Source organism: Methyloceanibacter sp. (assembly GCF_050999895.1).
Taxonomy (GTDB): domain Bacteria; phylum Pseudomonadota; class Alphaproteobacteria; order Rhizobiales; family Methyloligellaceae; genus Methyloceanibacter.
The window spans coordinates 1-1,597 of sequence record NZ_JBPCOU010000012.1; the positions used below are offsets into that span (position 1 = coordinate 1).

The following is a 1,597-nucleotide window of genomic DNA, read 5'->3' on the forward strand; positions in this document are numbered from 1 at the left end:
CATCATGATCGGTGAGAAGTGCGCGCGGATGGTGCTGGAAGCGGCGGCGTAGTTCTATGTGCATTCCGCCAACAAGAAGCCCGGCCGTTTCGGCCGGGCTTCTGTATCGTAACGGCTCAGCGCAAGCTCAGCACTTGTACCCCTTCTTCTTGTCAGAGCTCGTATAGGTGCAGGTCTTTCCTGCGGAGGCCTGGCTCACCGCGGCGATCTGTACGATCAAGCTCATGGTGAATGTCAAAGCCACGGCCAAAGCGAAATTGCGGATCATCGGAGCCCCTTTGTGCTGAATGCTTCGAATCGAAGCGCGCCGATGTTTGGCCATAAGGGATGAATCGGCGATTAACGCACCTTGCGGAACAAGCGCGCGCGTCACAACTTTCCCTCTCATGAGCCGTGCATTCGTCAAGGAGCCGGACGGCGGGGACGCGTTCGAAGACCTCCCCGACCGCCCGATATCGGAACATGCCAATCTGGTGACGCCGCAAGGCCTCGCGCAGATGGAGGATACGCTCGAGCGTCTGCATGAGGAGCACGGCAAGGCTCAGGTGGCGGCCGACCGGGCGGCGCTCGCCAATGCGGCGCGCGATCTGCGCTACTGGACGGCGCGCCGCTCCACCGCGCAACTCATGCCGGCGCCGGAGCAGACCGAAAAGGTGCAGTTCGGCTCGACCGTCACCATCGAGCGCGGCGACGGCCGCCGCCAGACCTGGCGCATCGTCGGCGAGGACGAGGCTGAGCCGAACGAGGGCACGCTTTCATATGTGTCGCCGGTCGCCCGCGCGCTGATGAACAAGAGTGTCGGCGACGTGGTGCAGGCGGGGCCAGGCGAAGCGGAGATTCTCGCGATACGATAATCAACGATCCTCATGGTGAGAAGCGCGCCGAAGCCTCAGCGACGGCCGGGCGTCTCGAACCATGGCGGCGACCACGAAGATCAGCCTATAGTCCTAATCTCCACTCCGTCCTGCTCACCGAAGGCGCCTCCGGAGGCATAACTTGCGGAGCAGGATGCGGCACACGCTGGCGAAAGGCGTCCCGCACCAGGGCTGCGGCGCAAAGACTCCGGCGCGGATGCGTCGCGAGAACGAAATTGAAATCCTGCACATCAGGGAATAGATGCGCCGACTGCCTGCATTGCCCTCCCGCGCGGCTCATGTTTAGGTCGCGGCCCTTCTCCCCGGAATATCCGAAAAATGGCTCGTGACGTTGTCGACCTGACCCCGATCGAATCGCGCGACGAGCTGGTCGCCTGGTTCGCGGAGGGCGTAAAGCCGAAGGCGCAATGGCGCATCGGCACCGAGCACGAGAAGTTCGCCTTCACGACCGACACACATGAGCCGGTGCCCTATGAGGGCCGCCGCTCGATCCGCTCGTTGCTCGTCGGCATGCAGCACCTGCTCGGCTGGGAGCCGATCATGGACGGGGGCAACATCATCGGCCTCGCCGACGTGACCGGTGGCGGCGCGATCTCGCTCGAGCCGGGCGGGCAATTCGAATTGTCCGGCGCGCCGCTCGAAACCATTCATCAGACCTGCTCCGAGCTGATGGCGCATCTCGCGCAATTGCGCGAGATCGCTCGGCCGCTCGGCATCGGCTT

3 protein-coding genes are annotated in these 1,597 nt (G+C 63.6%); 2 read left to right on the top strand and 1 reads right to left on the bottom strand.

Features of this window, described 5'->3' with window-relative positions; translation table 11 throughout:
* Positions 1-127: 127 nt before the first annotated feature.
* Positions 128-268 (bottom strand): hypothetical protein, encoded by a 141-nt coding sequence (locus tag ACR2J1_RS00820; RefSeq protein WP_434017440.1) that lies wholly within the window; start codon positions 266-268, stop codon positions 128-130.
* A gap of 118 nt (positions 269-386) precedes the next feature.
* Here ACR2J1_RS00820 and greA point away from each other — a divergent pair, with 118 nt between their 5' ends.
* Both greA and ACR2J1_RS00830 read left to right on the top strand, forming a co-directional pair.
* Positions 387-854: a transcription elongation factor GreA gene (gene greA, locus ACR2J1_RS00825; protein WP_434017441.1), complete on the top strand. Its 468-nt coding sequence runs from the start codon at positions 387-389 to the stop codon at positions 852-854.
* A 339-nt stretch (positions 855-1,193) separates the two neighbouring features.
* The coding region (locus tag ACR2J1_RS00830; protein WP_434017442.1) for a glutamate-cysteine ligase family protein at positions 1,194-1,597 on the top strand (404 nt) is incomplete at its 3' end.